Raw genomic sequence first — 23,911 nt, forward strand, 5'->3', positions numbered from 1 at the left:
TGGGCACACCCTGACATTTTGCCATTCTAGGAGACTCCATGACTGAAGCCCGCTATTCTCCGCTGCTGACCGATCTTTACGAGTTGACCATGCTGGCCGGCTATTTCGAAAAGGGCATGCACCTGACGCCGGCGGTGTTCGACCTGTTTTTCCGCAAAAACCCCTTTCATGGCGGCTATGCAGTGTTTGCCGGCCTACAAACCGCCCTCGACTACCTGACCGAGCTGCGTTTCAGCGAAGCCGACCTGGACTATCTCGACAGCCTGAATATCTTCAGTCGGCCCTTTCTCGATTACCTGCGGAATTTTTCTTTTCAGGGCCGGGTCATCGCCCCGCCGGAAGGCACGGTGGTGTTCGGCGGCGAACCACTGGTCACCGTGGAAGGACGATTGGCCGAAGTGCAGCTGGTGGAGACGGCGCTGCTCAACCTGATCAACTTTCAAACCTTGATTGCCACCAAGGCTGCGCGGATCTGTGTAGCCGCCCACCCCGGTCAGGTCATCGAGTTCGGCCTGCGCCGTGCCCACGGCCCCGACGGCGGCCTGCATGAAGCCCGCGCCGCCTACATCGGCGGCGCCCGCGGCACCAGCAACACCTGGGCGGGACAGGTCTTCGACATTCCGGTGAAGGGCACCCATGCCCACAGCTGGGTGATGGCCTTCCCCGACGAACTGAGCTCTTTTCGGGCCTATGCCGACTGTTTCCCCGAGCATTGTATTCTGCTGATCGATACTTACGATACGCTGAAAAGCGGTATCCCCAACGCCATCACCGTCGCCCGTGAATTGCGCGCCAAAGGCTATGAACTCCTGGGGGTACGACTCGACTCCGGCGACCTGGCTTACCTGAGCAAGAATAGCCGCCAGATGCTGGACGAAGCGGGCTTTCCCCAGGTTAAAATAGTCGCCTCCAGTGACCTTGATGAAAACATTATCGAATCGATCCGTAATGAAGGAGGCTGTGTCGATATCTACGGTGTCGGCACCAAGCTGGCGACCGGCAGCGGGCCCGGCGGCTGCGCCCTGGGCGGTGTGTACAAACTGGTCCGTTGCGACGGCAAGCCCAAACTCAAGGTGACCAGCGATCTGGCCAAAGCAACCCTTCCTGACCGAAAGCGGTTACTGCGGGTTGTAGATGCGGACGGCCAATTCAAGATGGACATTATCTGCCGGCAACAGGATAAAGTCATCCCCGGCGACAGGGTTTACAACCCGGCCAACCCCGATGAATCGAAAACAATTCCCCCTGGAGCGACTCTGCAGGAAATACGTCAACCGGTAATGGATGAGGGACAGATGCTGCTGGAAAAGGAAAGTCTGGACCTCATGGCCGACCGCTGCGCCGAGCAGTTACAGCTTCTTCCCAAGGGCACATTACGTCTGGCCAACCCCCACATCTATAAGGTGGCCATCAGCTCTAATCTTTTAACTCTGCGCAACAGCCTGATCAAGCAGTATCTCGACAAGCTCGACTGAAGCAGTAAGAGCTTAACGAACAGATAGCGTGACTTTCGATTTAAGCCGTTGCAGTTGAAAATGGCGTTGGATCGTGTTATACAGCGGCGAAGCTGGTAACCTAGGCCAGGAACCCTTCAACAGTAAAAAACCAAAAGGTCAGCTTATGAATATGGCACGATTCATCCAGATAAGAGCCGGCAGAGTTCTCTGTACGGGGCTGCTTTCGGTGTTACTGCTCTGCGCCGCCACCCCGACGGCATGGGGGGCATCCTCCGAGCATTCAACTTTAACCCCCAATACAGGACACACCATGACTCAGGTTCTGCTGAAAACCACTCAGGGCGACATCGTTATTGCCCTCGACGAAGAAAACGCTCCGATCTCTGCGGCAAACTTTCTTGCCTACGTCAATGAGGGCTTTTACGACGGCACCATCTTTCATCGGGTTATTCCCAACTTCATGATCCAGGGCGGCGGCATGACCGCTGACATGAGCCAGAAGGACAATCGTCCGCCGATTAAAAATGAAGCGGATAATGGATTGAAAAACCTGCGCGGTACGCTGGCCATGGCCCGCACCCAGATAGTGGATAGCGCCACCAGCCAGTTTTTCATCAACCTGGTCGACAATGCCTTTCTCGACCATCAAGACCCTTCGCCCCAGGGATACGGCTATGCCGTTTTTGGTAAAGTGGTCAAAGGCATGGAAACAGTCGATGCCATCGCGGCCGTCGCCACCGGCAACAGCGGCATGCACCAGAACGTACCTGTTGAACCGGTACTCATTGAGCAGGCGACCGTACTCCCTTAAAGGGGTACCGCCATTGATAAATCACTGGCCGGAGTCCACCGACTCCGGCCTTCTTTGATGCTTTCAGAAACACAGATTGGATGGCTAAGCAAAAATGGCGTCCTACAAGGCTTGGTGGTTTTTCAGGGGTGAAGGCATACATCTAGTATGTCGAAGTCCTGAAAAGGCGCCGTAACGCCGTAGGGCAGACTTTTTGCGACGCCATCAGTGCTGTTCTCACAATAACTTATAGGATGGCTAAGCAAAAATTGCGTCCTACAAGGCTTGGTGATTTTTCAGGGGTGAAGGCATACACAAGTATGTCGAGGTCCTGAAAAAGCACCGTAACGCCGTAGGGCGGACTTTTTGCGACGCCATCAGTGCTGTTCTCACAATAACTTATAGGATGGCTAAGCAAAAATTGCGTCCTACAAGGCTTGGTGATTTTTCAGGGGTGAAGGCATACACAAGTATGTCGAGGTCCTGAAAAAGCACCGTAACGCCGTAGGGCGGACTTTTTGTGACGCCATCATCAGTCTTTGACAGAGATGACGTACTTCAAGTAGCGGCCTTCGGGAAAGGTGACGGGATAGGGAAAATCCGCGCCTTGACCGGCGAGTTGAATCACCCGCAGCTGACAACCGCCGCGCAATGCACCACGCCGCAGCTCTTTGAGATAATCGGCCAGATCGACCTTCTGATGATTGGACGAGGTGATCAACAGACCGCCAGGGGGCAGCAAATCCAAAGCAGCCGCCACCAAGTCAGCGGTGCCGCCACTGGTGGTGAAGCGGCTCTTGCCGACGGTTGAAAAGGAAGGCGGATCCATGATCACGGTATCGAAACGCCGACCGCTTCGTCCCAGCTCTGCCAGCACTTCAAAACAATCGCCAAGCAGAAATTCATGGCGCTTCGGATTGAGGCGATTGGCAGCAAAATTGTCCCGGGCCCAGTCCAGATAGGCGGAAGAAGCATCGACACTGGTCACCCGCTTGGCTCCCGAGGCAGCAGCCGCTACGGAAAAGGCTCCCGTGTAGGCAAACAGGTTGAGAACCTCCTGCCCCGCCACCCGCTCCATCAGATCAGACCGATTATGGCGCTGGTCGCAAAAGAGACCGGTATTGAGACCTTCTTCCAGTTCGACGAGAAAGTTGAGACCGTTTTCCATGACCGTCAGTCGTTTAGGGGCGGCCTCACCAGCCATCAGTTTGCTGTAACGCTTCGATTCACCGGTCGCCAACTGACGGGTCTGCTGGGGACGAAACTTGACATAGATGCCTTTGGGTTGCAGCAATTTTTGCAGCACCTCAACCACCAGCGATAGATGCGGTTTCCAGGCCCGGGTGAAATACTGAACCATCAGAAAGTCGTCATAACGATCGACGGTTAGCCCCGACAAGCTATCGCCCTCGCTGTTAACCAGCCGGTAAGCGTTGGTATCGACCAGCCGAGCATGATGATTGCGTAACGCCACGGCCTTCTCAATCCGCCCCTGCAACCAGGCCCGGTCGAGGCGCATCGGCCCCTGTTCCAACACCCGGGCGACGATACGTTCTTTGGGATCGAGCAGTGCGGTACCGAACATCCGGCCCTGTTGATCACACAGCTGCACCAGTTCACCGGCCTTCCCGGTCGGCCAGCTTTTGGTATAACGATCGGCCAACACCCAGGGATGACCCAGTTCGAGCATGGTCACAGTCTGAGGACCGACCTGGCATTTTTTTAAAGTCATCGACTAACCTTTTTCTAGCGGTTCACAGAAGTTTCAGCGGCGCCATTGTACCGATAAGGGGGCGCTGCACCAAGACCAATAATGGGTTGTCTGGTATATTTATTTCTACTACAACCTTGATGGGTCACAATTTTATTGCCTGGAATATATAGGCCACTCGTCCCTTTAACAGACGGAGCTCTGCCGTGTCGGAAGAAAGCGCGAAAACTAAAGCTGAACAGCATATAGAAGAGATCATGCAGCAACTCGATCCGGCCTCGGAACGCTATCGCGTCCTCAACAGCGCCCGCCGGTTTAAGTCCTCCTGGGTGGAATTGGGAGAAGAACTGCTGAAAGTTAATCAAGAACACCTGTATCGCAACTGGGGTTACGAATCTTTTGAGGATTATTGTAGCCGAGAGGTGCGCATTAAAAAACCGACCGCTTTGAAACTGACCCGGGCTTACAATTATCTGGCAAAAGAAGAACCGCAACTGCTAACCCGCCAGGCCGAGCTCAACCCCTTGCCGGACTATCGCACCGTCGATTTACTGCGCCAGGCCAGGCAGGAAGAACAACTCTCGGTGGAACAATACGATGCGCTGCGCAAAACAGCTTTGGAGCAATCCCGCAGCCACCCCACCGTACTGAAGCAATTCAAAGAGATGACCACCGTCGACGGCGATCCGCAGGCTGAACGCCTGCGTCACTGCAAATCGGCCCTGAGTGCAACCCGGCGTTTACTGAACAGCTTGGCGAATATTGAAACTCTGGCAGATGTCTACCAGGCACCACTGATGGAACTGCTTGAACTCCTTGAAAAGGAAACCGCTGAACAAGATTCGCAAGGAAACTCCACTGCAGAACACGACAATGCTTCCCAATGAAAGTTTTTCGTGCTATCTTGCCCGATCTGCCGAGCGGCCTGTGAAAAACGCTACGGCCTCCAAAGCCCTTTACGGGGTGGTATAATCGTAAGAATCTAGGAGTTTTTCATGGCCAAAAACTTTAAAGATAAGGTCAGGGAACAGTTCAGCCGCACTGCCGAGAGCTATGTTCGCAGTCCCAGCTTCGCCCAGTCTGACGATCTGGCCGAAGCAGCGCGCATGCTGCAACCGACCTGCGACGATATTCTATTGGATGTTGCCTGCGGTGGCGGGCACAGCGCCCTCTATTTCGCACCGCTGGTCAGAAGTGTGGTGGCTTCCGACCTGGCTATGCAGATGTTGAAAAAGGCCCAGGAATTTATCAGCGAAGAGGGTGGCGTAGAAAACGTCACCTTCCGCGAAGCCGACGCTGAGGACCTGCCCTTCCCTGCGGGGGCCTTTACCCTGCTGGTCTGCCGCATCGCCCCCCATCATTTTCCCGATGTGCCGCGCGCCCTTGAAGAGTTCCATCGGGTGCTGCGTCGTGGCGGCCGCATGGTAATCATCGACACCTTGCTTGCTGACGAACCGCACATTGCCGAATTTCAGCATAACTACGAAAAGTTACGCGACCAGACCCATATCCGTGCTTTTACTCAAACCGAGTGGGAGCAAATGGTCGTCGATGCAGGCTTCATTCTTCACGAAACCACGGTGCAGAAGAAAACCCACGATTTCCAGGAATGGGCCAAACGGTCGGGCTTGTCGCGAGACGAGGTGCAGCAACTAAACAAGATGTTTATTGAAGCCAGCGACGAGATTCAAGACTTTTTCCAGGTTGAAACCTTTGCCGGCGAGGTGGAGACTTTTACCGACAACAAGGTGCTGATCAGCGCCAGTCGGCCACCGAAGAAGTCTCCGCAGGCCGGCAACAAGTAGATCCTCTGCAGTGCTGCAGACCGTAAAAATGGATCGAGCCAGGGTCTTTATTCACCGATAATCTTGACCAGCGCACGTTTGCGGCGACGGCCGTCGAATTCGCCGTAAAAAATCTGCTCCCAGGGCCCAAAATCAAGCTGACCTTCGGTCACGGCAACCACAACTTCGCGGCCCATGATCTGCCGTTTGAGATGACCATCGGCATTATCTTCACCGACATTGTGCCGATAAGAAGCCACCGGTTCATGAGGTGCCAGTTTTTCTAACCACTGGTCAAAATCTTGATGCAGGCCCGACTCGTCGTCGTTGATGAACACCGAGGCGGTAATATGCATGGCGTTGACCAGCACCAGACCTTCGCGAATTCCGCTCTGACGGAGACAGTCTTCAACCTGTGGCGTTATATTGATATACCCCTGCCTTTGGGGCACCTGGAACCATAGCTCCTGGCGATAACTTTTCATCGTTCCTCCAATTAGGAAACCGGCAGACCATTAGCCTCACCGGGATATGCAGGCGACCTGCTAACCACCAAGCCTGCCCAAAACAATTCATGGATCGATATCAAAAAATACTGCTGCTGATCCTTTTTGTAAGCAGCACTTTCCTTATCAGCGCCTGTGAACGGTCCGCATTCTCCTGGCCCACAACCGAGACCGGTACTATCGAAACGATTACCCCGGTCAGCCACCGGGAATTGAGTCGTTATCTGGCCATCAACAATTATCACTGGGACAACCTCGACCAGGGGGTTCCCCCCTTCCTGGTCACTGCTCTACCCAAGGACCTCCATCGCATCAAGGACATCACCGAGCGCAAACGACTGTTCTTCCTCTCCCTGCTGCCATCGGTATTGCTGGCCAACCGGGAAATCACCCTGCAACGCCGGCAACTGCTCATCGCCCTGCGCCATCATGATGCCGGTTTACCTCTTTCGGCTCCCCAGCAGATGTTGATCAGCGACCTGACCCAAAGCTACCGCCTGCACCATAACCCCCTGACCGACCCACGCAGCCGCAAACAGTTGCTGCAACGCCTCGACACCCTGCCGCCGGATCTGGTGTTAGCCCAGGCGGCGAATGAATCGGGTTACGGAACCTCCCGATTCTCAAAGCTCGGGAACAACCTGTTCGGTCAGTGGACCTACGCCGCCGGCACCGGCCTGGTGCCCAAAGAACGTTCGGCGAAACAACGCCATGAAGTACGTCGTTTCGACAACTTATACGACTCGGTGCGCTCGTATATGAATAATCTCAATGCCCACCGGGCCTACCGCTCACTACGCGCCATCCGTACGAAAAAGCGTTATCGCAAGCAAGCTTTGCAAGGTATCGATCTAGCTGCCGGACTGCGCCTCTATTCCAGTCGCCGGGATGCCTATGTCGCTGAAATCCGCTCCATCATCCGCAACAACCGCCTTTCCCGTCTGACAACCGTCAGTCTGCGTCCAGCAGTCGCCAAAGGCGACGCCCTCAACACCGCTTCCCTGTAACCATTCAGATATAAATGTACTTCCAAATATTTAAAAATGGCTAAGCAGTATGCAGAAATCCTGAAAAATTCCTGTAATACAGGCGGGGGGCTTTTTGCGACGGCATCAGAAACTACTCTGCAGAGTCCGTACTACCGTCCTTAACCCGGCTGCGCAAATAGCGACGGATCTGATTGCGGGCTCGTGGAGTGACCGCCCAGTCGAGCCACTTGGGCAGTACTCCCGGCGAATCGCTCCGCTCGATCTGTATCTGATCACCGTCCAGCAGGCGGGTTTTCAGCTGCCGGGTCTGACCGTTAATGCGCGCCCGCCAGGCATATAAGCCGAGTTGCTCATGGATAGCAAAGGCAAAGTCAAGGGCACTGCTGCCTTCGGGCAAGGTGCAGATTTTACCCCGGGGGTATAAACTTGAATACTTGCCGAGGCCAATCGCAGACTGGCGGTATCGATGGCCGATTCCCCATCCAGCAGGGAACGCATCAATTCCTGAAAATTGGCTTCGCGGAATTCGAAGCCAGGAGTGAGTACTCCGGATTCGTTGAAACGAGCCAACTTGCGAGTGGTAATCTCCACCCGCAGCCGATATTCCCCTGCCTGGACCGAGGTTTTCAAAGATTGGTAACCGAACTGGGACGGCACGATCAGATGGTCTCTCAGTTTGCCGGGGATCGGATTGTACAGACGGTGCAATACCCCAAGGGCCAGATAAGCATCCATGGTCGTATCGACCTGAATCTCTAAGGTATAGAGGGTAGCCAGGCCTCGGCCAACCGCCCGTACCGCAGCGATGGAAAATGGCCGCCAGCGATCCCGCAAGGCAAAGCTTAATTTCTGATGATCAAATGCCTGAGAAATATTCGAGCGGATCTTGCGTAAAGCGGGACCGGCCTGCATCTGCAGAGCCCGCACCACTCGCTGATAGCGTTCGCCTCGCTTGGGGTAGAGAATACCCAGGGACAGCGCTTCCATCTTGGCGGCCACGGACCCCATGCCGAGATGTCGGGCCAAAGGCACATAGATTTTACGAGTTTCTTCGGCAATCAGCGCCTGCTTAGCGGGGTTAAGAGCACTGATAGTTTCGAGGTTGTCCATGCGATCCCAGAATTTGAGACACAGCACCCTTACATCCTCGATAGCTAACAAAAGGGTTTTACGATAGGTTTCAGCCTTGAGAGCATCGCGACTGAGTTCGGCGGCGGCTACCTTGGTGAGACCGTTGACCAACAGAGCCACTTCTTCACCGAATTGCTCTTCGACTTCGGCCAGAGTGACCGGAGTATCTTCGACTACGTCGTGCAACAGGCAAGCGTTAATGGAGGCGAAATCCATCCAATGTCGAGCCGCTCGATGGGCAACACGCAGAGGGTGAAAAAAATAGGGTTCTCCCGATTTGCGAAGCTGTCCCTCATGGGACCTGCGAGCCACTTCGATAGCCCGACTCAGGGAGTCAATGCCCTGATCCAGGTCCTCTTCGGTCAACCCGCCGCCATAATGGGTGACCAGCAGCTCCATAATCTCATTAACCATGCGCTGCTCAGTTCGGCGATCAGCCTTTACCACTTGACAACTCCCTTACTTTTCCAACTCCTTGTGCACCCGCATTACATAACAGGTTACGATAAGGAACAGTATAACCTGACGGTCTTCGATAATAGAAGGAGCTTAACCCGGCGGCCAGTGCATCGTACGGCCGCCCAGCAGATGAAAGTGCAGATGCCAAACGGTCTGACCAGCACCTTCCATGCAATTGTTGACCACGCGAAAACCCTGCTCATCAATTCCGAACTGCTTCGCTAATTTGGCCGCTACCACAAAAACATGCCCGACCATTTCGCGATGCGCCTCCGTCAGGTCGTTTGTGGTCGCAATGTGCTCCCGGGGGATGAGCAGGTAGTGATGGGGGGCCTGGGGAGCGATATCCTCAATAGCCACCAGCAGTTCATCCTCGTAGAGAATCTTGGCCGGTATCTTGCCATCGATAATGCTACAAAAAAGACAGTTGTTTTCCATCGTCCTTCCCTTCCTGAGCGGCGGTTGCCACGTTACCGCCCTGATCGTCGAGAGTCACGACGTTCCAGCGATCGCGAGCGGCCCTCTTCAGCAATCGTTCATCGTGACTGAACAGAATGATCTGATGCTCGCTGCTAAGTCGTTCCAATACCTTGAGCGCCTCGGCCAAGCGTTGACGGTCGAGATTGACCAACGGATCATCGAGAAGTAGCGGCAGAGGAATGCCGTTGGCCAGTTGCCGGGTCAGAGCCAGGCGAACAGCGAAATAGACCGCATCGTTGGTTCCGCGACTGTAAGACTCGACCGGCCGCCAATCCCTGCCCCGCCCCGGCAGGGACAGGGAGAAATCATCGGCGAGGCGAACTTTCTGATACCGTCCGGCGGTGAGCAGCCCCAGGTAACGTCCGATCTCCGCAGCAAAGCGTTCCAGATAAGTACGGCGAAACTCGTCTACCGATTCGGACAGCAGTTGATAGGCCACGGCCAAGGCATCCCGTTGCTGCAGCAGCGCCGCCTCCCGTTCCTTGAGCTGTTCGCCTTCCTCTTCGATCTGCTGCAGATTGCTCAATTCTCCCTGCAGTGCCGCCTCGCGCCGGGTCAGGTCGAGTAATTGCTGTTCATTCTGGCGGATCGTTTCGCGCAGCTGCAGCAACTGCTCCTCGGCCCGGGGGAGCTCTTCGGCACTCATCAGCTCCTCCTGGCGCAACGGCTTTTCCTGCTCCATACGTTCGCCGAGGACAGCCAATTCGCGGGTTAGCAGTTCTTTTTCCTCGCTCAGATGCTCGGAGTTGTCCAACACCTGCAGAGCGCTTTCCACCTCCTTGATTTGGCCCAACAACTGCCGATGGCGCTCAAGGTTCTTTTGCATCCGCACCAGTTCCACCGGCGAAGTGGACAGGCCACGAACCTCCAAGCGGTTGCTGAGATCGATGCGACGCTCCCTTGCCTCGTCCCGTTGGCGCTCGACAACCTGCAATTTTTCCTGCAAGTCCTTGCGCTGGCCTCCCAGTTTAAAGCAACGCCACAGGTGCAGGCCCCAAAAAGTGACGGTTGCCGCCCCGGCCAGCACAAAAAGGGGAAGTTTGAATGCTCCGCCAAACAAACCGGCCGCTACGGCGACCAGAACCGCTGCCACAGAAATCAGGACCGGTCGTTTCCAAGCGGGATTGGCATGTTTGGCAACCTCTTGCTGCAAAGCACTGGCCTCAGCCTGTAAAGTTACCATCTCCTTGCGTATGCTTTCACCTTCGAGAAGCAAGGGAGGCAACTCTTCCGGCATTTCCCGGGGCAAACCGGTTTTTGCCAGATCCTTTTCCAGGTCGGCGCGCCGCTTTTCCAGTTCCTCGACCTTGCCGGACTCTCGATGAATCCTGCCGTAATCCTTGCGCAGGCTGCCTTCTTTCTCTTCCAGCTGCCATTGCTTACGCACCCAGTCCAGGTAACGTTCACCGGAGGCCAAATTCTCCCGGTCCTTTTCCATCGTTTCACTTAGCGCTGCGATCTGCTCCCGCAGGGAGGAAAGCTCCTTAAGGCCCTGTTCGGCAGCGAACCAGCGCTGCTGAAGCACCTCAATCCTATCGCTCAGTTCATCGAGTTGGCGGGGCCGGGTCTTGTCCTTACCCCAGGGATTCTTGCGGGTAATGTTGAAATAATCATCGCTCAATGACGCCAGAACCTGATCATAATCGACTTCAACATAACCGGACAGCAATGCCTTGAGGCGGGTGGTCAGACCATTGCGATCGGCCAGCTCCAGGTCACCCTGGCCGAAAAAGAGGCTGGACCGAAAGATATCCTCATCGGCCACAGCCAACAGCCGGTTAAGCTGATCAAGGTATTCGGCCCGTTCAGAGGAACGTCCTTGCGGGGCAGCCTTTCCGTCGAACTGATAGAGAACCTGATAGAGATCGTCACGCTCAACCAGCTGCACCCGGTCGCTGAGCAGTTCCCGCTCGATACGCACCGTGCAACCGCCATTTTCCAGAGCCAGGGCGGCCTCGCAACTGCCCTGTCTTCCCCAGGGCTTGTAGCGTTCTTTGTCCCGCAGACCGAACAACGCCGCCGGGATGGATTCCATCATGGTCGACTTACCGGACTCGTTGGCTCCAACGACCAGATTGAACCCCCGCCGGAAATCAAAACTCCGCTCAGTGAACTTACCGAAGTGCTTCAGCTCCAGACTGCGAAGAATCATTGGTCACCCCCGCTAAAAGCGCGAAAGCGGGTCAATACTTCGCGAAAGGCGTGTTCAATTACCGGCCGCTCATCATCCTGAACTTCTGCCATCAACTTCCGGGCACGGCGGACAAACATACCTCGAACCGTCTCTTCCGGTTCGATCCGGCGCGCGTAGTCGCTATCGAAAAGGCGGGTTTCATCCTGCAGTTCAAGATAGAAGAAACCATCTTCGCAACGACTTTGTAAGGCAGACAGGTCGATGGGAGCTTCAAGAATTCCGGTCAGGGTCAGACGCAACAGCAGCTTGGAGTTATTCAAAGAGGCAACACGCCCCACAGCCTCATCCAACTCGGTACAACCGGACAGATCGAGGGTCTCCTCGGCCAGTTCCCGGCCATTAACCTCCAAGGGCTCCACCGCTGCCTGGTTTTTATCGATGGTCACCAAGGCGCAGTATCGTGATCCGTTTTCGCCAAAACGTTTACCTTCCGGGGAGCCTGGATAGCAGGCATAAATCCGTTCATTTTCGGACAGCACTTCAAAGCTGTGATAATGCCCCAGGGCCACATAGTCGAGCCCCCAGCTCTTGAGGTTTTCAAGAGAAAAAGGCAAGTCTTTTTTACGGTAATTCCATTCCGGGCTGCCTTGCCGGGAACCGTGCAACAACCCCACGTGCAAACCTTCGTCGCACCGCCGTTGCATACCTTCCAGGGCATCCTCCGAAACATAACTGCGATAAGCAAAACCGTACAGATAGACCTGCTGGCCATCGACGGTGAGTGCCACCGGTTCTTTAACTTGTGGCTGATCGAGCAAGACCACCCCGGGAAAGTCCTCCTGACGATAGACGGCATCGGTGGAGACCAGACTGTCATGGGTGCCGGGCAGCAATACCGGCACGATACCACGTTCAGAAAGGCGTTGCAGACCGGCCTGGACCTTGCCCAGGGCCACTTTACCAGGGCGTGGATGATCGAACAAATCTCCGGCCACAAGCAATAACTGGGCATCCTTTTTGATGGCCAGGGTCACGATACGTTCAAAAGTTTCGAGAAAATCGACCTGCCGCTGCGGTGCGCGATTGCCAAGGGAGGCAAAAGAACCGTCAAGATGCAGATCGGCGGTATGCAGAATACGAATCATGGCAAAACGCCTCTTTTTATCGGGCTATTAAAACAGCCCGCAAAACCCCCGGAAGGGCTTAAAAAACATGCTATCGACCGAATGTAAGGTCTAAGCCTGAAAAAGTTTATCAATTTTGCTGCTCTTGTTGAGTCTGTTGACGATAATAACGCCGGTCCCACCACCCATGATCCACGGCAGCGGACAGTGCTTCGCCAACCAAAACCAAAGTCAACCCGGAACGACGTCCGCCGCTACCGGCAAAAAGGTCCCGGTCCCCGCACTGGGAAACGATGTCGTCCAGAGTCCCGTTCACCACCTCTTCACCGGAGAAACCGAGCCGGTGCACCAGGCTGATGGCGACATTTTTCCCGTACCCCCGCCGTAAACGTTCTACCAGCTCGGTTAACGGCAGATGATTCATATAGATCGCCAGGGTTACTCCAGGGGCCGCCAATTCCTCCAGAGAGGGACTGCCAGGCAGTTCTTCGAGAACTCGGGGTGAGACAATCAGGGTACGACTGCAGGTCCCTGACAGATTAAGGGTACGCTTTAGAAGCGCCGAGGCTGCATTAACCGTACTGACTCCTGGCACCACCTGGGCCGCATCCCCCAGGTGCTCTATCAGGGCCTGAAAGGGAGAGAAAAAGGTCAGATCTCCCGGAACCAGAAAAACCACCGATCCCCGTTGTCGCTGTTCATGCAACTGCGTCAACAATCCGTCAAAACTATAATCATAAGGGTTATAAAATTCCTTACCGGCCAATAGACCGGCAAAGGTTTGATCAAAGGGGCTAAAGGCATAGACCGTCCGGCTTTCAGCGAGCAATCGCGCCCCTTTAAGGGTCAACAATTCGGGATCGCCGGGGCCGGCACCGACAAAATAAACCAGGCTCACAGCTGGCACCCTTCTTGCTGTGTCTTTTGTAAATAGATAAGAAACTCACGATTGCCCTTCGGACCGAGCACCGGACTCTCGACCACCCCCCGAACCCGGCAGCCGAGTTCCGTGGCCAGTTGCTCGATACGCGCCACCACCGTAGCATGCTGTTCGGGGTCACGAACAACCCCGCCCTTGCCGACTTGACCACGGCCAACCTCGAACTGAGGTTTGATCAAGGCGACCACCTCGGCACCGTCGGCGAGCAACGACAAAGTTACCGGCAATACCTTGTCAAGGGAGATAAAGGACGCATCGATCACAGCCAACGAGGGCACTTCAGCAAGTTGATTGCTTTGCAGATGACGAATATTGGTCCGTTCCAGGTTGACCACCCGGGGATCCTGTCGCAGACTCCAGGCCAACTGGCCATAACCGACATCGACAGCGTAAACCTTGGCAGCCCCTTTTTGCAGCAGACAATCGGTGAAGCCCCCCGTCGAAGCGCCAACGTCGATGGCCACACGGTCGGTCACTGCTAAAGCAAAATGTTCCAGGGCTTTGGCCAACTTCAAGCCACCCCGCGAGACATAAGGAATATCCTCGCCCTTGAGGCGAATTTCAGCATCGCTGGCCACGCCGGTACCGGCCTTGTCGACCAGCTGCTCATTGACCAGTACTTTGCCGGCCAGAATCAGGCTACGAGCCCGCTCGCGCGATGGCACAAGGCCACGCATAACCAGTAATTTGTCGAGACGTTCTTTTGGAGGCATCGGCGCACGCAGCCGCTTAAAACGGCAAAATAAAAGGGTCTGCAGGGCGGCAAAAGACCGCTAAAACATGGGTCAACAGACTATCATAGGGGGTGGCGACGGGCAACAGTTTTGACCGCCCTGAGTATTGCAGACACCACTGAAAAAAAATGAAAAAAAGGCACGGGACAAAACCAAGGCGCTTTGTTAAAGTTGTCTACTGTGCACCATGCCATTGACATTCAAGGGTTAACATGCCGGGAAAAATCCTCCTTACTCAACAGGAAACCGCCGCCGCGCAGGCGATCTACCAGGTACTGCGTGACGAAGGCTATCATATTCTGCGTGCCGCCAACCTGACGGAGACCGAAAGCATGCTGCAACAGCTACCCGATCTGCTGTTGCTCGATTCAGACCTGGACGACCTGCACCAGGCCAATAGCTGGTCAGAGCTGGCTTTCCAGTGCCAGCAGGAAAGCGTTTCCTGCCTGCTCTACTCCTCCCGCACGCAGGATGAGTTTAAAACCAGCAATACAACGCCCTCCTGGATAGACAATACCATCAACCGCCCCGATGACGCCCAGGAAGTGCGCTTCAAGGTTGCAGCCCAATTAACCATTCGGCGCCTGACCTACGAAGCCGAACTCGCCAACAGGCGGTTGCTGGAAAAGCAAGATCAACTCGAAGAATATCAACGTTCGGCGGCTGAAATCCAGAAGTCACTGTTACCCACCAGCCTGCCGGATACAATTAACCTGCAAGTCGCCTGGCGCCTGGTTCCATGCGAAAAGGTCGGCGGAGACCTGTTCAACATCGTGCGCCTTACGGAAGACACCGTCCTGGCCTACGTTCTGGATGTCAGCGGCCACGGCATCTCCTCTGCCATGGTCACTGTTTCGGTCACCCAAAGCCTCTCTCCTCATGCCGGTCGTATCGTCCGTCGACCGCAGAACAAGCCGCCTTACTTCCGCCTGCTGTCCCCGGCAGAAGTCCTTCAGCAACTGGAGCAGGAATATCCACTGGAGCGCTTCGGCAAGCTTTTCACCATCAGCTATCTGCTCATCAACACCCGCACCGGTCAGATACGCTACAGCAACGCAGGCCACCCTCCGCCGCTGCTGGTACGAAGTGACGGTTCCTGCAAAGCCCTGAAAGCCGGCGGCTCCATTATCGGCACCGGTTGTTCTGGCCCCTTTGAAGAAGAAGAGGTCCTCCTGCACCGTGGAGACCGGTTATTTCTATATTCTGACGGGGTCACTGAACACAGCAACAAGCAAAACCTGCAGTTCGGCCAGGAACGCTTGTTCCGCAAGCTGACCGCCAATAAAAAACGCCCCCTTGAACCTGCCTTGGACAATCTGATCGAAGCCCTTAAAAGTCACGGCCAGGATATGATTTTCAAGGACGACCTGACCCTGATCGGCATCGAATACCTGGGCAATAACGACTCATAGCGTCAATAGCCCCCTGGCGGCATTTCTCTGTCCTTAACAACAAAAACAGGCTCGACAGTGCTCTACGAACAAAAGATGGGTTGCTTTTTTGCCCCCCTTCCCTTATTACTTCCAAGGCGTTAAAGTTGAGGAAAATGGTGTTGTTCCCGCAACGAAAACTTTCTGATATTTAATCAGCAGAAGGGTGTTATCCATGATCAAATTGCTGCTTCTCTCCGACAATACTGAAGCGGTATCGGCCTGCCAAAAAGCCTTTAAGCAAATAGATGTTTGCTGTGAATGGGTTGACAATATTGAGAACATGAACCAGCGACTTGTGCGCGGCCCCTATAACGGGCTGGTTCTTGATGTGCTGGCCACGGCAAAATTTTCACCAAAGGACAAAGCTTTTATCCAGGAGGCTTCTGAGTACTACCCCACCTTACTGGTGCGTTGGAACACAGCGGTCCAAAAGATTGGAGGCCTGGTCTTTGGCGAGATTCTCGACAAGGAAGACCCCCTCGGAGACTTTGTTAAACGGTTCTGTCGCTCCGATCGCGCCCTGATCTTCCGGGAAAACAAACGATACGACATCCACCTTAATGTCTTGTTAAGCCCAGACCAAAAGTTTTCCATGGAGCGAGTCGAAAAAACCGCCACCCTCGATCTCTCCCGAGGCGGCTGTTTTATTATCTCCAGCCACAACTGGAACAACATCGATACCGCCTGGATTCGCTTGCTTGAGCTTGACGACTCAAGTCCCATTCGAGTAGAGCTCTGCAGCTACGTGCCCTGGGGCAAGCAGACGCGAATTCCCGGCATCGGCACCAAGTTTATTGACCTGCAACCGAATCAACGGCAGGAGATCTATCAGTACTGCGACGATTCGCCGTCTTAATCGCACGTCCCGCCCATCTCTTTTTTCTGCCAATAAGCAATTCAGGGCTTCCCCGCAACCCCAGACCCTTGTCTAAAAACTATATATTTCTTGCCCGTGGTCAATTATTTCGGTTACTGTCTGGGCTATTCTGAGCGCCAACGATGATGACAATACCCGGGAGAGCATTTCACAGCAGCCTCCCGGAAGGAGAAGCGCACCGTGCCCAACCGCAATCACACAACGGCAGCATCTACCACCGAGGAAGCCGCCTTTCGCACCTATCCCAGCAAGCTGTTCGTTGAAACCACCACTCATTGCAACCTGCTCTGCCCCATGTGCGTCAAACAGGCAGCGGACAGTAAGGTCATCGAAGGTGACCTTAGGCAAGAAACCTTTGCCGCGCTGGAGCCGGCATTTCCTTACTTGGAAGCCCTGGTACTCAACGGCATCGGCGAGCCGCTGATGCACCCCCACCTGCTCGAATGGATAGCCAGGGCCCGGCAAAGAATGCCCGATAGCGCCTGGATCGGTTTTCAGTCCAACGGCCTGCTCCTCGATCAACAGACGGCCCTCGCCCTGGTCGATGCCGGCCTCGACCGCATCTGCCTGTCGGTGGACGGAGTCAGCCCCGACACCTTCAGCAAGGTTCGAGAAGGCGAAAGCCTCAGCGACATGGATCGCGCCTTTGCGGTGCTCGCTGAGGCACGACGCGCACGACCGAAGGGTCGACTGAAGGTCGGCTCCGAGTTCGTTACCATGCGCGAAAATCTTCATCAATTACCCGATACAGTACGCTGGGTGGCAGAAAGGGGTGCCGATTTTTTCATCGTCTCCCAGGCTCTACCCTACGACCCTTCCGGGGTGCAACAGACTACTTACCACAACGCTAGCGAGGCAGCGGTCGCGCTCTTCGATAAATGGAAACAAAAAATGGCGAAGATGGGGTTGGATATTTACTCCTACGACTATATGGCCTGGGAGAGAGAGCGGGTTTTAAAGAACCTGGTCGATCCGCGCATCCGCGAGGTTAACGCCATGGTAACCGAAATGCGCGCCGAGGCCCGCAAACTTGACATCTTCATGGATGTCATGCAACTGCTGAAACGGGACACGGCCTTGCAGACCGAGGTGGAGCATGTCTACGAGGAAGCACAACGGGTCGCCGATGAGATGGGTATTGAGCTCAAGCTGCCGGTGACCGTCCCTCTGGCCGATCGCAAGTGCGATTTCGTCACCGGCGGTTCGGCCTTCATCTCTTGGTACGGCGGAGTACACCCCTGCTATTTCCTCTGGCATCAGTACCGTTGCTACATTAACGATTGGGACAGACTGGTCAAGGTCAAGGAGTTCGGTCGTCTCGATGAACGTCCGCTGCTGGACATCTGGAACGACGAAGAATTCACCACATTCCGCCGTAACGTAGTGGAGTTCGACTACCCCTATTGCACCAATTGCTGCGTCGCCCCCTGCGACCTGGTCCAGGAAGAAGACTTTCTTCACGACTGCTTCGCCGGCAGCGAGTCTTGCGGTTCCTGCCAGTGGGCTATGGGGCTCTTGCAGTGCCTGCAGTAAGGCACAGCACACCAAAAGTTAATCCACCCCCGATGATATAAATCGACTACACTAACTCCACTTTTTTCATTATGCCATTTGATACAAGGAAGAAAATATGAAGTTTTTCCGAAAAAAAAGGACGCTCACCAGCCTGGCCCGAACCTGCGGTTGAGCGGCTAAAATCGGTCCGACGGTCCTGTCGGACGCGCTACGGGGGCTGCCAGCCCCCACCGATCCCAACTTATTGGTCGGTTTCGAATCGAGCGACGATGCCGCGGTCTATCGGCTTACCGACGACCTGGCGGTGGTCTCAACCGTCGATTACATCACCCCGCCGGTGGATGACCCGATCTGGTTCGGCCGTATCGCCGCCGCCAACGCTCTGTCTGACATCTACGCCATGGGCGGACGGCCGATTACCGCCCTGAATTTGGTGATGTATCCGGAAAAGAAGCTCGGTTCCGACATCCTGCGAGAAATTCTCAAAGGAGGCCACGAAAAGGTCCTCGAGGCCGGCGCCAGTCTCGCCGGTGGTCATTCCACAGACAACGAGGAACCGGTCTATGGTCTGTCCGTGACCGGAGTGGTATCCCCCGAACGGATTCTCACCAACAACGGTGCCCGACCGGGAGACGTGCTGATTCTCACCAAGCCCCTGGGAACCGGCGTCCTCTTTAACGCCTGTCGCTCAGGCCGCTTGCCCCGAGCGGAACTCGACCCGGTGCTGCCGCAGATCGCCTTTCTTAACGGACCGGCCATGGAGATCGCCCTCAATTACGAAGTCCATGCCTGTACCGACATCACCGGTTTTGCTTTGGCCGGCCACACCCTGGAGATGGCCCGAGGCAGCAGCCTGGTGATTGAACTCGAGTATGCAGCCCTGCCCATTCATCCCCATGTTCTGGCGATGTACCAAAAGGGCGAGACCACCGGCAGCAACGGCGCCAACCGCAAACTGGTGGAAGGGAAACTGGACCTGCCAAGTCATTTGTCGGCTCCCCAGCGTGAACTGCTCTTCGATCCCCAAACCTCCGGCGGTCTTCTGCTGGCAGTCGCCGGGGATCAGGCCGATGCGCTACTGCGTGACTTGCACCAGGCCGGGATTGCAGCTTCGGCCATCATCGGTCGGGCGGTGGCCGGCCCCCGGCCGAGACTGCGAATTGTCTGATGGTCGAGACGTTGACAATCGCGGCCTGAATCAGTGTCTATTTGCCTGAGCCGATATCCCCCGCCAGGTTACGGAACCAGTCAAAGCCCGGTCCTTAGACCGGGCTTTGCTCGTCTTGAGCCATAACAGGGATTAGTCCTGAAAACACCCCACCTTATAGGTTTTTCCGATACCACCCTTGCCTTTTATCGATATTTACAATTTGCAATCCTCAGGTTTTCTCTATATGTTTGCAACCTGAATTCGTCCTGTTTTATCTATCTCGGCCAGAAAAAAACCACCTGCCGTCCAGAGCTATTTCCGACCAGCACACATGACTGGGACCATCGGGTAAAAACTCAGCTATTAAAGGGACCATGCAGGCTGAAAAGGAGTATAAAAATGAAGAAACTTTTTATGTTGATCGTCTCAGCCGTGGCCCTTCTCTCTGTTTCGGCCTGGGCAGGCAGTTACCACTACATCAGTGCCGCTGAGGTGAAACAAAAAGTGGAAACGCAAGAAGGCCTTCTCTTACTGGACATTCAGGTAAAAAAGGAGTTTGACCAGCATCATATTTCAGGAGCCATTGACACCTATGCCTATCCTGTGAAGTCGGAAACTGACCGGAATAAATTGGCAGCCGTGCTGGGCCAGGCAAAAACAAGCGCAGAGCCCATTGTTATCATCTGTCCACGAGGCGGTGGCGGTGCGAAACGGGCCTACGATTATCTGAAAAGCCAAGACATTGCAGAAGGCCGATTGATGATTCTTGAGGGCGGTCAGGCCAAATGGCCCTACGAGGAGCTGCTGGCAAAAAAGTAAATAAATTGTTTAAAATACGAGTCGGTCTAAAATGCCCACCCCGGAAACCGGGTGGGCATTTATTTTAAGAGAAACAGGCACACCGGATTTCTCGAAAGCGAAACGTGATGTTCTTTTTTAGACGCAAAAGGCAAAATATAAAGTCAAAAGATGTTGTCGGAAAGACGCCGACAAAATCACGCCCGAGATATCTCAACAACAATGAAATACCAAAAAGCTATTCAGAAAAAACCGCAGAGTCCTTGTTTTGCGGTCCTGAAAAATACAACTGCGCCCAGGCCGTACTGCTTACCTTTAAAAATCGTTTTGCAGTTCAAGATGCCGACATACAATCGGCTAAAACTATGGGCTACGGAAGAGTGCCAGGCGGCCTATGTGGTGCCTTATACGCTGGAAAATATTTACTCTCTGACAGGGTAACATCCGAAAAACTAACACGTGAATTTGAGCGCAGGGCCGGCTCATCTCAATGTAAACGAATCTTAAAGCTCAAACTCATTACATGCAAAGAATGTGTAGCGCTCACCGCCCGCTTAATAGATGAGTACTCCAAGTGACTATTTTCTAAAGACTTCACCGACGCAGTAACCTCTAAGCTTTTCCAGAGCCCCCACTTGAAATAGCTCTGACTTTTTCGCCAAGTCATCTGTCGAATCACCCGCAAAAAGTCCCACCCTGCACTTGAGGTGGCCCTTTTGCCTTTACATAGAGGAGATGGAACACAAAATTATTTGTTTTAGACCGCCAAAGGCAACGAATCCATCCTGCCGGTCGACGACGACCCGGCAACTAGGGATATTGTCACCATGATACTGCAAACCTTGGGCTACCCGGTCATGGAAGCCGCCTCCGCCACAGAAGCCATAGCCCTTGCCGAGAGACACACTGGGGAGTTTCACCTGCTAATCATCGATGTTATCATGCCGTAGATGAACGGAGTGGACCTGGCCACACGGATGGAATCTTTTTACCCCGGCTTCAAGTGCCTGTCATGCCCGGCCCCACCTGCCTCGGATCCCAGAGAGACAAAATAGCCCGCTCCGGTGTCCCGGGCGGGCTATATTCGTTCTGCCTACGTTATCCAAGCTGCTGCTTTCGGATCAGTTCTTATGCACCATCCCACCGATGGCCCGGTCGATAAAATAGACCCCGCTGCCCGCTTCGCCGATATTCTGTATCTTGTCGAGCACCTGCTGAATCGTATGTTCCTCTTCGTGCTGTTCGGCCACATACCATTGCAGGAAATTAACCGTGGAGTGATCCTTTTCTTTGATGGCCGCATCCATTAACTCATTGATCTTTGCCGTAACCAGCTTCTCGTGCTCCAGCACCTGCTTAAACATCTCGCTAATCGACTCGAATTCGGTAGCCGGCGCCTTGATCGCACCAAGAACCGGCAGTGCCCCGGTTTCATGGACATACTGGAAGAGCCGATGCATATGATCAAGCTCTTCCCTGGCCTGTTGCCGCAGAAATGCCGCGCTGCCATCCAGGCCTTTTATTTCAGCCCAGGCACTCATCTGCAGGTAAATATTTGAAGAATAATTTTCCAGATTGATCTGATTATTTAATTTCGTGACCATATTTTTACTTAACATGGCCGGAACTCCTTTCATAAGTCGCGTCAAACTACCTCAATTGCCTAATTTTACCACAGAACCATCACTCCTTGCCCAGAAAGGAACGAGCCTTTTGCAGCCGCTGCAGCTTGGATTCGGCGGCGGCAACCTCGACCAACTTGGCATAATGGAATGCAGCCATCTCACGGTGACCGGCCAATTCGGCCGAGCGCCCCGCGCCATAAAGGCTGTTGAAGCGATTGGGGCTGCGCAAAAGTGCCGCCTGATAGTTAGCCAGCGCTTCGTCGTAACGCCCCATATCGAAGAGCATGTCGGCCAACAGCTCATGGGCCGGCAGTACTTTTCCCGGGGTAACGGGATGCTTTTCCGTGGCCGCCTCTAGTGCCGCAGACTGACGCATAAGGGTCAGCCCTTCCTGCTTGTTGCCTTCCCCATAGGCCCGCCAGGCAGTCACCGCCAGGCGCTGAATTTCGATCTGCCCGGCCCAGTAGAGCGAGTTCTTCCCCGCCTTGGCTTCCAGAGCCGCCAGCCGCTCGATGGCACGGGCGACCATCATCGTATCGCCAGTGCGGGCGGCGCCGAGACCATTGGCGAAGTAGGTGATGGCCTCCATGGCAGGATTGATCTGCCAGGGATAGTTGTTCGGCGTCTGCGGTTTGAGGGCGGCGGCCGCCGCCCACTGCTGTCGTTCCAGCGCCAGACGGGCCGGCACGGCGGCAAAGGTATAGGCGGATGCCACATGGCTCTGGTATGGCCCCGACAAAGCCATCAGCTCGTCAAGCACCGCTTTAGCCTGGCTATCCTCGCCGCGCTGCAGATAGGCATAGGCCAAGTAGTCAAGTGCATGCAGATAATGCAGGGATATTTTACCGTCCGCCGGATGTTTAAGGGCAGCATCGGCCGAACGCCGGTTCATGTCGATGGACTCGGGCCACAGGCCAAGGCGGGTAAAGATATGGGCCGGCATATGCAGCGCGTGGGGCACCTCGGGGGCGATGCTGCCGTAGCTGCGTGCCACCTCCAGGGCCTGTTCAGCCAGAGGCGGATAATCCAGGGCATGGATGGTGTAGTGATGAGCTCCCGGGTGATCGGGGTTGTACTGCAGCACCTGCTTGGCGATGGCTGCACTTTTCTTCTGCCTGGCGTAAGTCTTGTCCGCCGGGCTGGCAGTAGCCAGATATGCCAGGGCGTAGAAACTGGCCGCCTCCAGGTCATCGGGGAAGCTCTCGTAAACCTTGCGCCAGCTCTCGGCAAAGGCACTCAGGTTAGTTATTTCGGTGGAGTTGCGTCCCTGGGCGTAGTAGGCCGTGACCGCACTGACATAGGCCCGCTCATGTTCAGATTTGGCCATCTTCATAGCTGTAGCGGCCAGGGCCTTACCCCGATCAAAATCGGCTTGGTTTGGCGGGTCGGACCACAGAGGATGAATGTAACTCATCGCCTGCCCCCAGTAGCCCATGGCACAATCCGGATCAGTTTGTATGGTAACGGCAAAGGCGGCGCGCGCCCCCACGTAGGTCATATGGTGCAGCAAGGCCAAACCACGTTGCGCTGTGCCGGCGGCTGTTTCATTGCAAACAAAAGGCACAGTCACGCTGCCCAGCTGCTGGCCGTAAACATTGACGGGATCTATGGGCGGCACACTCCCATGTTCCTCATGGGCCAGGGCCGCCGTCGATAACCCGCAAAAGAAGATCAAAAATCCCCATACGAGAAGTCGTTTCATGACCGATCTCCAGTCTGTATTGTTACCAAAAGCACAAAACCGCCTGTCAGACCAAGCTGACAACGGCGGCTTTCCTTTTCGATTTATACCAGTTTCGCCTGAAGGCCACGATTACCTCATGCCTCTTTTCAGCGAGCCTTAGATTCATCTATTTACTATAGCACTACGCTTTTATCAGGTTCAACACAGGGGGACCAGTCGACTTTCCAAAGACAACCATCGCAAGCAGCCATAATCCATGGCGCTTGTGTTTTCAGCGACAAGCAGGGAAAAAAGTTTCACTGGGAAACATAGCGAGGTACTCTGGATTACCAACAGACTCAAGCGTTTCCACATCTACACATGAAAGCCAATGGTGTCCATGGCCTCGATTTAAAAACGGCAGATCGGCTGCAGGATTTGTCGGAGAGTATATATCTTGTTACAATAGCCGCCGAATACACTCTCCCTTGGGGGACAGGAATCCCGAAAGAGATTTAAGAAACCTGACCTGTACGGTGTGTCAACGAAACCGGTGGAACATCCTCGCCTTCGGCTCCCGCTGAATTCAATCGTTAAGTGTGCTTGCTGTA

23 protein-coding genes are annotated in these 23,911 nt (G+C 54.7%); 12 read left to right on the forward strand and 11 right to left on the reverse strand.

The genetic code is table 11. The annotated features are described in order from the left end of the window. Positions 1 to 38 precede the first annotated feature (38 nt). Both A7E78_RS05750 and A7E78_RS05755 read left to right on the forward strand, forming a co-directional pair. Complete coding sequence (locus A7E78_RS05750) at positions 39 to 1,475, forward strand: nicotinate phosphoribosyltransferase (RefSeq protein WP_072283343.1); 1,437 nt, start codon at positions 39 to 41, stop codon at positions 1,473 to 1,475. 151 nt (positions 1,476 to 1,626) lie between these two features. After that, a complete protein-coding gene (locus tag A7E78_RS05755) occupies positions 1,627 to 2,268 on the forward strand; it encodes a peptidylprolyl isomerase (RefSeq protein WP_072285057.1) in 642 nt (213 codons plus the stop codon). A 511-nt stretch (positions 2,269 to 2,779) separates the two neighbouring features. On the opposite strand, the gene A7E78_RS05760 is transcribed toward A7E78_RS05755, so the two are convergent. Next, positions 2,780 to 3,979, reverse strand: coding sequence for a class I SAM-dependent rRNA methyltransferase (locus A7E78_RS05760; RefSeq protein ID WP_072283344.1), 1,200 nt, complete (start codon positions 3,977 to 3,979; stop codon positions 2,780 to 2,782). A gap of 185 nt (positions 3,980 to 4,164) precedes the next feature. Between A7E78_RS05760 and A7E78_RS05765 the strand changes: the two genes are divergently transcribed. Next, positions 4,165 to 4,845, forward strand: coding sequence for a hypothetical protein (locus A7E78_RS05765; protein WP_235606802.1), 681 nt, complete (start codon positions 4,165 to 4,167; stop codon positions 4,843 to 4,845). A 108-nt stretch (positions 4,846 to 4,953) separates the two neighbouring features. Then, positions 4,954 to 5,763 carry a class I SAM-dependent methyltransferase gene (locus tag A7E78_RS05770; protein ID WP_072283345.1) on the forward strand — a complete coding sequence of 270 codons (810 nt, stop codon included), beginning with the start codon at positions 4,954 to 4,956 and terminating at the stop codon, positions 5,761 to 5,763. Positions 5,764 to 5,810: 47 nt separating this feature from the next. Here A7E78_RS05770 and A7E78_RS05775 read toward each other — a convergent pair whose 3' ends face one another. Next, positions 5,811 to 6,227, reverse strand: coding sequence for a secondary thiamine-phosphate synthase enzyme YjbQ (locus A7E78_RS05775; RefSeq protein ID WP_072283346.1), 417 nt, complete (start codon positions 6,225 to 6,227; stop codon positions 5,811 to 5,813). Between the two features lie 89 nt (positions 6,228 to 6,316). Between A7E78_RS05775 and A7E78_RS05780 the strand changes: the two genes are divergently transcribed. After that, positions 6,317 to 7,255, forward strand: a complete 939-nt coding sequence (locus A7E78_RS05780) for a glucosaminidase domain-containing protein (RefSeq protein WP_072283347.1) — start codon at positions 6,317 to 6,319, stop codon at positions 7,253 to 7,255. A 112-nt stretch (positions 7,256 to 7,367) separates the two neighbouring features. On the opposite strand, the gene A7E78_RS15320 is transcribed toward A7E78_RS05780, so the two are convergent. The 7 genes from A7E78_RS15320 to A7E78_RS05810 all read right to left on the reverse strand — a co-directional run bounded on the left by A7E78_RS15320 (position 7,368) and on the right by A7E78_RS05810 (position 14,218). After that, a complete protein-coding gene (locus A7E78_RS15320) occupies positions 7,368 to 7,634 on the reverse strand; it encodes a TGS domain-containing protein (protein WP_235606803.1) in 267 nt (88 codons plus the stop codon). Next, entirely contained in the window at positions 7,532 to 8,815 is a 1,284-nt protein-coding gene (locus A7E78_RS05785) for an HD domain-containing protein (protein ID WP_235606804.1), read from the reverse strand. Before A7E78_RS05785 ends, A7E78_RS15320 begins: the two co-directional genes overlap by 103 nt. Positions 8,816 to 8,917: 102 nt before the next feature. Beyond that, complete coding sequence (locus tag A7E78_RS05790; RefSeq protein ID WP_072283348.1) at positions 8,918 to 9,265, reverse strand: histidine triad nucleotide-binding protein; 348 nt, start codon at positions 9,263 to 9,265, stop codon at positions 8,918 to 8,920. Beyond that, entirely contained in the window at positions 9,240 to 11,459 is a 2,220-nt protein-coding gene (locus tag A7E78_RS05795; protein WP_072283349.1) for an ATP-binding protein, read from the reverse strand. Before A7E78_RS05795 ends, A7E78_RS05790 begins: the two co-directional genes overlap by 26 nt. Beyond that, entirely contained in the window at positions 11,456 to 12,586 is a 1,131-nt protein-coding gene (locus tag A7E78_RS05800; protein ID WP_072283350.1) for a metallophosphoesterase family protein, read from the reverse strand. The genes A7E78_RS05795 and A7E78_RS05800 overlap by 4 nt, the downstream gene beginning before the upstream one ends. A gap of 109 nt (positions 12,587 to 12,695) precedes the next feature. After that, entirely contained in the window at positions 12,696 to 13,463 is a 768-nt protein-coding gene (locus A7E78_RS05805) for an SAM-dependent methyltransferase (protein ID WP_072283351.1), read from the reverse strand. Continuing rightward, on the reverse strand, positions 13,460 to 14,218 hold the full coding sequence (locus tag A7E78_RS05810) for a TlyA family RNA methyltransferase (RefSeq protein WP_072283352.1): 759 nt from the start codon (positions 14,216 to 14,218) through the stop codon (positions 13,460 to 13,462). The genes A7E78_RS05805 and A7E78_RS05810 overlap by 4 nt, the downstream gene beginning before the upstream one ends. Before the next feature lie 233 nt (positions 14,219 to 14,451). On the opposite strand from A7E78_RS05810, the gene A7E78_RS05815 reads away from it, so the two are divergent. From A7E78_RS05815 to A7E78_RS05845, 7 genes are all read left to right on the forward strand, one after another. Then, a complete protein-coding gene (locus A7E78_RS05815) occupies positions 14,452 to 15,651 on the forward strand; it encodes a PP2C family protein-serine/threonine phosphatase (protein ID WP_072283353.1) in 1,200 nt (399 codons plus the stop codon). A gap of 193 nt (positions 15,652 to 15,844) precedes the next feature. Beyond that, entirely contained in the window at positions 15,845 to 16,528 is a 684-nt protein-coding gene (locus A7E78_RS05820) for a PilZ domain-containing protein (protein WP_072283354.1), read from the forward strand. Positions 16,529 to 16,729: 201 nt separating this feature from the next. Then, positions 16,730 to 18,082, forward strand: a complete 1,353-nt coding sequence (locus A7E78_RS05825) for a radical SAM/SPASM family putative metalloenzyme maturase (RefSeq protein ID WP_072283355.1) — start codon at positions 16,730 to 16,732, stop codon at positions 18,080 to 18,082. Between the two features lie 163 nt (positions 18,083 to 18,245). Then, positions 18,246 to 19,232, forward strand: coding sequence for a selenide, water dikinase SelD (selD, locus tag A7E78_RS05830; protein WP_072283356.1), 987 nt, complete (start codon positions 18,246 to 18,248; stop codon positions 19,230 to 19,232). A gap of 381 nt (positions 19,233 to 19,613) precedes the next feature. After that, complete coding sequence (locus tag A7E78_RS05835; RefSeq protein ID WP_072283357.1) at positions 19,614 to 20,033, forward strand: rhodanese-like domain-containing protein; 420 nt, start codon at positions 19,614 to 19,616, stop codon at positions 20,031 to 20,033. A gap of 107 nt (positions 20,034 to 20,140) precedes the next feature. Next, positions 20,141 to 20,590 (forward strand): C-GCAxxG-C-C family (seleno)protein, encoded by a 450-nt coding sequence (locus A7E78_RS05840; protein ID WP_072283358.1) that lies wholly within the window; start codon positions 20,141 to 20,143, stop codon positions 20,588 to 20,590. 207 nt (positions 20,591 to 20,797) lie between these two features. Continuing rightward, positions 20,798 to 20,962 (forward strand): response regulator, encoded by a 165-nt coding sequence (locus tag A7E78_RS05845; protein WP_256359862.1) that lies wholly within the window; start codon positions 20,798 to 20,800, stop codon positions 20,960 to 20,962. 171 nt (positions 20,963 to 21,133) lie between these two features. Here the strand turns inward: A7E78_RS05845 and ftnA are convergent, their stop codons facing one another. Together ftnA and A7E78_RS05855 are read right to left on the reverse strand one after the other, a co-directional pair. Next, positions 21,134 to 21,631, reverse strand: a complete 498-nt coding sequence (gene ftnA, locus A7E78_RS05850; protein ID WP_072283359.1) for a non-heme ferritin — start codon at positions 21,629 to 21,631, stop codon at positions 21,134 to 21,136. 64 nt (positions 21,632 to 21,695) lie between these two features. Next, the gene (locus tag A7E78_RS05855) at positions 21,696 to 23,339 is read right to left on the reverse strand and encodes a tetratricopeptide repeat protein (RefSeq protein WP_072283360.1); all 1,644 of its coding nucleotides are present in this window, start codon (positions 23,337 to 23,339) and stop codon (positions 21,696 to 21,698) included. Positions 23,340 to 23,911 lie beyond the last annotated feature (572 nt).

The organism is Syntrophotalea acetylenivorans, from assembly GCF_001887775.1.
Taxonomy (GTDB): domain Bacteria; phylum Desulfobacterota; class Desulfuromonadia; order Desulfuromonadales; family Syntrophotaleaceae; genus Syntrophotalea_A; species Syntrophotalea_A acetylenivorans.